At 40.8% G+C, this 6,743-nt stretch carries 8 protein-coding genes; all 8 read left to right on the plus strand.

Annotated elements, in window-relative coordinates:
• The coding region (locus GX687_00930) for a type III restriction endonuclease subunit R (protein ID HHX96020.1) at positions 1-1,113 on the plus strand (1,113 nt) is incomplete at its 5' end.
• 178 nt (positions 1,114-1,291) lie between these two features.
• A complete protein-coding gene (locus GX687_00935; GenBank protein ID HHX96021.1) occupies positions 1,292-1,387 on the plus strand; it encodes a transposase in 96 nt (31 codons plus the stop codon).
• A gap of 207 nt (positions 1,388-1,594) precedes the next feature.
• On the plus strand, positions 1,595-2,155 hold the full coding sequence (gene spoVT, locus GX687_00940; protein HHX96022.1) for a stage V sporulation protein T: 561 nt from the start codon (positions 1,595-1,597) through the stop codon (positions 2,153-2,155).
• Between the two features lie 61 nt (positions 2,156-2,216).
• On the plus strand, positions 2,217-2,999 hold the full coding sequence (mazG, locus tag GX687_00945) for a nucleoside triphosphate pyrophosphohydrolase (GenBank protein HHX96023.1): 783 nt from the start codon (positions 2,217-2,219) through the stop codon (positions 2,997-2,999).
• Positions 3,000-3,102: 103 nt separating this feature from the next.
• On the plus strand, positions 3,103-3,381 hold the full coding sequence (locus tag GX687_00950; GenBank protein ID HHX96024.1) for an HU family DNA-binding protein: 279 nt from the start codon (positions 3,103-3,105) through the stop codon (positions 3,379-3,381).
• A gap of 115 nt (positions 3,382-3,496) precedes the next feature.
• Positions 3,497-3,739, plus strand: coding sequence for an RNA-binding S4 domain-containing protein (locus GX687_00955; GenBank protein HHX96025.1), 243 nt, complete (start codon positions 3,497-3,499; stop codon positions 3,737-3,739).
• Positions 3,740-3,825: 86 nt separating this feature from the next.
• Entirely contained in the window at positions 3,826-6,039 is a 2,214-nt protein-coding gene (locus GX687_00960; protein HHX96026.1) for a hypothetical protein, read from the plus strand.
• A gap of 87 nt (positions 6,040-6,126) precedes the next feature.
• Positions 6,127-6,743: SpoIID/LytB domain-containing protein (locus GX687_00965; GenBank protein HHX96027.1), on the plus strand; the 617-nt coding region annotated here is incomplete at its 3' end.

Below are 6,743 nucleotides of genomic sequence, written 5' to 3' on the forward strand. Positions count from 1 at the left end.
AAAGCATCTAAAATTATTGTTAAAAACTTCTTAGAAAATGGCTATATTGATGAAAAGGGTAAGGTTCAAGGCAAATTAAAAACCGCGTTAAAAGAAAACAAGCTTGAAATACCAAAGGAGTTTGAGCCCGTAGAAGCGGAGATAACAGCTTTGGTCAGAAAGGTGTCAAGTCGCCTTAATATTAAAAATAATGATGATAAAAGAATTATTAAACTTAATAAACGGGTTTATCTAGACCCCGAATTTAAGGAACTTTGGGATAGGATAAAATATAAGACAACCTATTCTGTGGATTTTGATAGTGAAAAGCTGATTGAAGAATGTTATAAGGAAATGCAAAGGAGCCTGTTCGTAAGTTCAGCTAAACTAATATATACAAAGGCCGGACTTGATGTAAGTGAAGGTGGTGTGTCAACTAAAGAATTAGAAAGGTATGCAGTGAAATTAGATGATTTACGGGAAAATATTCCTGATATTATTGCCTATTTACAGAATGAAACTAATCTAACCAGAAAAACTATTGTAGATATTCTCCTTTATAGTAGAACAATCCATTTGTTTAAAAAGAATCCTCAAAGGTATATGGAGCAAGTAGCTAAGATTATAACTGCTAAAATGAGGCAGATGATAGTTGCTGGGATAAAATACACCAAGATAGGCGATGATGAATACTATACCCAAGAACTATTCGAAAAAGAGGAATTAACAGGATATTTGCACAAGAATATGATAGAAAGTAAAAAATCTGTATTTGAATACGTAGTTTACGACAGTGCCAATGAGGAAAGTTTTGCCACCAGTTTTGAAAATAATGTGCACGTGAAGCTCTATGCAAAGTTACCTGGCTGGTTTAAAATATCTACACCTTTAGGTTTTTATAATCCTGACTGGGTTGTGCTTATAGAGGTAGATGGTAAGGATAAGCTCTACTTTGTGCTAGAAACTAAGGCTAATATAATGTTTGAAAATGTAAGACCAATAGAAAGTGCTAAGATAAAGTGTGGGAAAAAACACTTCGAAGCCCTGGGCAATGAAGTGATTTTTGATGACATAGATAGTTTTGAGGAATTTATCGAGGAGCAGTTGACCGTGAATTCTCTATCTAATTTATAACTAATAACTGCTTTTTGGGGGCTAAATCTCTTGTAAAATGTAGAAACCAAACCATTTATAATGAGTGAAATTATTTCTCGGGATCTCCCGGGGGAAAATATAGTGAAAATTCCCAAAATGTTATGCAGATTAAGCCTGCTCATATGATAAAAGAAAAGCTAAAATTATCTGATAAAGTATTGAAAACCCTTGTTTTCAATACTTTATCGGACTTCATGAATTTTCTCATGAACCCTCTTTTGATTCTAGTACTATGTGCTGGTTTAGAAAGTGATTTTGTGGATAAGATAGTTGTTTTTAAGGTTGAGGGTAAGCGGTGGGGTTAGTACAGTTGGCTTTGCTGAACTTTTAAAAAGAAAATCAATCCCTATGGTAAAGTATCCTTTGGGTGGTTTTTTTTGCCTGTGAATAATTAAGGTTTTAAAGATGTATACTAGCATTACAGTAACCCTGAATTATCAAGAAAGAAAGAGGTGAGCCCGTGAAGGCAACCGGAATTGTACGTAGAATAGATGATTTAGGTAGAGTAGTAATTCCCAAAGAAATTCGAAGAACATTGCGAATTCGTGAAGGCGATCCCTTGGAGATTTTTGTAGACCGTGATGGTGAAGTAATTTTAAAAAAGTATTCCCCGATTGGTGAATTGGGTACTTTTGCAAAGGAGTATGCAGATTCTCTTTATGAAGCGATCGGACATATTGCTTGTATCGCGGATCGAGACCAAATTATTGCTGTATCCGGTGCCCCGAAAAAGGAGTTTTTGAATAAACGGATTGGTCCGGCGGTGGAAAAGGCCATGGAAGAAAGAAGCACGATTATGCTTGATGAGCCGGGGCAAGAACCTTATTGTGCCATTTGTTTACATGAGGAAGGTGAAGAATGTAAATATACTGCGGAAGTAATTGCACCCATTATAGCGGAGGGTGATCCCATTGGAGCGGTATTATTAATTAGTAAGGAACCAGATGTTAAGTTTTCCGAGTTGGAATTAAAACTGGCGGAAACTGCGGCCTCTTTTTTAGCTAAACAAATGGAAGAATAAAAAAGGTGGATAAAACCACCTTTTTTTATTATGATTAGAGATGAAAGGGGAGTGGAGAAAGATGTCGGAGGAGAATTCCTTGGAGCCATTGGTGGAAGTTGTTAAAAGACTTTTGGCTCCAGATGGCTGTCCCTGGGATCGGGAGCAAGACCATTTTACACTTAGGTCTTGTTTATTAGAGGAGACCTATGAAGTTATTGAAGCTATTAATAGTGAAAATAAGGAATGGTTAAAAGAGGAATTAGGAGATCTACTATTACAAATAGTATTTCACGCACTGTTAGCGGAAGAAAAAGCAGAATTTAATTTGCGGGAAGTAATTGCCGGAATTACTGAAAAAATGATCCGCCGTCATCCCCATGTATTTGGGGAAGTGGTGGTAGCAGATTCTGCTGAAGTTCTTGAGAATTGGGAGGAAATTAAAAAGGCTGAAAAGGGTAGGGAAAAAGGGGTACTGGGTGAATTAAACCGGGCATTACCGGCATTACTTTTGGCTGAAGAGGTACAAGCTAAGGTAAAAAAGGTGGGCTTTGATTGGGAAGATTTACGGGGACCCGTGGCTAAAGTTAAAGAGGAATTGCAGGAATTGGAAGAGGCCTTGGCTGTTGAAGGAAATAAACAAAAAATAGAGGAAGAATTAGGTGATTTACTTTTTGCGGTTGTAAATGTGGCTCGTTTTGTGAATCTTTCACCTGAGGTGGCTTTATTGAAAACTATTACCAAATTCATTCGTCGTTTTAATTATTTGGAAAGGGAAATTATGGATAATAATTTGACTTGGGAAGCGGTCAATTTACAATATTTGGATGAAATTTGGGAAAAGGCTAAAATAAAAGGCTTATAAATGCATTTATTAAGAAAAACTTTGTTTTAAAGGCAGGATTTTAATAAAGTTTAGAGAATGTAGCAAATGAATAATTCTAATACCTTTAGGGGAGGGATATGTTTTGAATAAGGCTGAATTAGTTAGTGCAGTGGCTGAAAAAGCGGAAATGACTAAAAAGGATGCCGAAAAGGCCCTGTCTGCTGTTCTCGCCAGTATCGAAGCAGCACTGGTTAGTGGGGACAGAGTACAGCTTGTTGGTTTTGGTACTTTTGAAGTGAGACCACGGGCCGCACGGATGGGTCGTAATCCGGCTACTGGGGAACCGATTCATATACCGGCCACAAAAGTACCAGCTTTTAAAGCAGGGAAAGCTTTAAAAGAGGCAGTAGCCAATAGTTAATTTGTCTTTATTTGTTTTTTTAATGTAGTCATGAAAAAATATCAGGTTCCTTGCAGGACCTGATATTTTTTCAATCTTTATAGTTAGGGGGAAAAGTCTGAGAGGTTGGATAATTATGAGATTAGATAAGTTTTTGAAAGTATCACGTTTAATTAAACGTCGTGCTTTGGCTAAGGAAGTAACGAACGCTGGGAGAATTTTGTTAAATGGGAGAGTGGCTAAGCCGGGGACCAAAGTTAAACCCGGTGATATTTTGGAAATCGGTTGGGGCTCTAAACAAACAAAGGTGAAAGTGCTGGAAGTTAAGGATAATGTACGGGCAGATGATGCGGCAAGTTTGTATAAAATTATGGAGTGAAATGTTTTCATTGGGGGCAGGGAACGCCCCCTCGTTTTTAGGTTAAAATTGTGTTAATATTTAAGCAAATGAAAGGAGGGGTGTTCATGGGGAAAGGGCAAACAAGAGTCTTAAGGTGGACAATGTTATGGTTGGTGCTTGTTTTTACGCTTGTCAGTAGTGGGGTGATAATGCTAACACCACAGCGGGCTGAAGCTGCCTTAACTATGGAACAAGCCCGGGCGGCACAGAAAAAGTTCGCGGCCGGTGGTCTGCATTCTTTGGCTATACAAACTGATGGCACTGTTGTGGAGTGGGGGGCCGGAGGGGAGTTGTTGGATGCTTTATTATCGCTCTTGGAGGAAGAAGAGGAGCATGCTCAACCTCAAGATTTGAGTGATGTGGTGGAGGTAGCGGCCGGTGATTTCCATTCTTTAGCCTTAACAGCAGAGGGTACGGTTGTGGAATGGAATAGGCTAGGTGATTGGGCGATCCCTATGCCTGAAAATTTAACTAATGTGGTGGCTATAGCTGCCGGTAATGAACATTCTTTAGCTTTAAAGGCAGATGGTACGGTGGTTGCCTGGGGGGAAGATTCTTTAATGAGGTGTGGGGTGCCCGGGGGGTTAAACAATGTCGTAGCTATTGCTACCGGTGATAATCATTCTTTAGCCTTAAGGGCCGATGGTACAGTTGTGGCATGGGGGCTGAGCGGTAACGGTCAGTGTGATGTACCGGCCGACTTAACTAATGTTGTAGGTATTGCGGGCGGTTTTCTTCATTCTCTGGCTTTACAAGCCGATGGCACGGTGGTGGCTTGGGGCGAAAATTATAATGGGCAATGTGATGTACCTGAGGGTTTAGATAATGTGGTAGCCATCGCGGCAAATCATGAGCATTCTTTAGCTTTAAGGGCCGATGGTACGGTTGTGGAGTGGAGCTATTATGGTCTGGGTACTGTCCCGGCAGAGGTGAATAATGTAGTGGCGATTGCCGCCGCTGAGGATTATTCTTTAGCTTTAAGAGCAGATGGTACGTTTGTAGCTTGGGGGGATAATGAGTATGGTCAATGTGATATACCCGAGGGTCTGAAAATTATGGAAAGTGAAGTGATTCTACCCCCACAACCGGTAGAGATTGCTTTAACTGTAGAGCGGGCTCGGGTTGCGGGTCAAAAAATTGCGGCGGGAAGTGCTCATTCGGCAGCTTTAAAAGCCGATGGCACGGTGGTGACTTGGGGCGGAAATTATGATGGTCAATGTGATGTACCGGCGGAATTAGGCAAAGTAAAGGCTATTGCTGTTGCCGGTTCTCATTCCTTTGCTTTGCAAGCTGATGGTACGGTAGTGGCTTGGGGAGATAATGGGCGTGGCCAGTGTGATTTACCGGCAGGTTTAAATAATGTGGTGGCTCTAGCCACGAATAGAGACCATGCTTTGGCTCTAAAAGCAGATGGTACGGTCATTGCCTGGGGGTATAATGGTTTAAAACAATGTGATGTCCCTCGGGGGTTAGATAATGTTAGCACTATAGCTGTAGGTTGTGAACACTCTTTAGCTTTAACCCAAGATGGTTTAGTTTATGCTTGGGGCAGAAATGACCAAGGTCAGTGTCGTGTGCCTGATGATATACAAGGTAAGGTCGTGGATATAGCGGGGGGTAATTATCATTCTGCAGCTTTAACCAGAGATGGTACTGTTGTGGTTTGGGGAAATAGGGATGATGTACCTGAGGGATTAAATGACGTAGTAGCCATAGATGCGGGTGATTTTTATACAGTGGCTTTAACCCAAGCTGGTTTGGTTTATGCTTGGGGATATAATGACCGCGGTCAGTGTGATGTGCCTGAAGGCTTAAATAATGTCGTGGGTATAGCCGCAGACCGTAGTCATGCTTTAGCTTTACAAGCTGATGGTACGGTTGTGGCTTGGGGGAATAATAATTATGGGGAATGTAATGTGCCGGCAAGGCTTAATCTTACCGGCGGACTTGCTGATTTTGCGGTTAGTAGGGGCACATTATCTAAGAAATTTGCTCCAAATACTTTAGAGTACACCCTATATGTAAAAAAGAAAGTTCCTAATATTGACTTTACGGCTACTTTGGAAAATTCGGAACATATGCTGTTGCTTAACGGATATCCGCAAATGAGCGGGATGACTAAGCAAATAGACTTAAATGAAAAAACAAATGACTTTCAAATAGTGGTTAGTGAGGGAGCTTTGCTCCGTACTTATCAGGTTACGGTAGAAAAAACCGGTTTTTTTAAATTATTTATCATACGAATAAAAAGTTTTTTGTTAAGTCTTTTTAGTTTTTAAGTTATTGGGCATTTCGTAAAACAGATGTATAGAAAACCTCCTTGTTGCCAAACTAGATTTAAGAAAAGGCGTGAGGAGGTTTTTTAAATGGGTAATTTGCGGAGCAAAAAAGTAGGATGGTTTATTTCTTTAATAATTAGTTTTTGTTTAGTGCTGGTAAGTTCCGGTTGTGTCGGTCAACAGCGTCGTCCTTTAGATAGTAAAATGGGAGAAGAACCGACAATTTCCTTATATGTAGCGGAAACGGGTGAAACAAAGCAAATCAAGATGGAGGAATATGTTAAAGGGGTGGTGGCGGCGGAAATGATACCGACGTGGCCCCTTAATGCGTTGGCGGCGCAAGCCATTTTGGCGCGTACATTTGCTTGGGAAAGAATGAAAACAGAAGGAGGAGTGCCGGCCAGAGGGACCGATGCTTCAACAAATGTGGAAGAATTTCAGGCTTATGACTCGAGCAAGATTAATGAGGCGGTAACTAAAGCTGTAGAAAAAACGCGGGGGGAAGTGGTTAAATATCAAGGGGAATACATTAAAGCGTGGTTTTTTGCTGATGGGGGTGGTCTTACCGCGGCTTCAGCCGAAGAAGGACTGGCGTATACCAAAAAGCCCAGCCCTTATGTGCATAGTGTTAAAGACCCGGGTTTTGCTATAACGACGGAAGAAAATAAGGGGTGGGGAATAGCGATACCTTTAGATGTGGTGCG

The sequence above is a fragment of the Clostridia bacterium genome (assembly GCA_012841935.1).
Lineage (GTDB): Bacteria > Bacillota > Peptococcia > DRI-13 > DTU073 > DUTS01.

What these genes read in the sequence shown, in the direction of transcription:
- mazG (HHX96023.1), top strand. Translation starts at nt 2,217, where the DNA reads ATGTCGGAGGAGAATTCCTTGGAGCCATTGGTGGAAGTTGTTAAAAGA.
- GX687_00955 (HHX96025.1), top strand. Translation starts at nt 3,497, where the DNA reads ATGAGATTAGATAAGTTTTTGAAAGTATCACGTTTAATTAAACGTCGT.
- GX687_00960 (HHX96026.1), top strand. Translation starts at nt 3,826, where the DNA reads ATGGGGAAAGGGCAAACAAGAGTCTTAAGGTGGACAATGTTATGGTTG.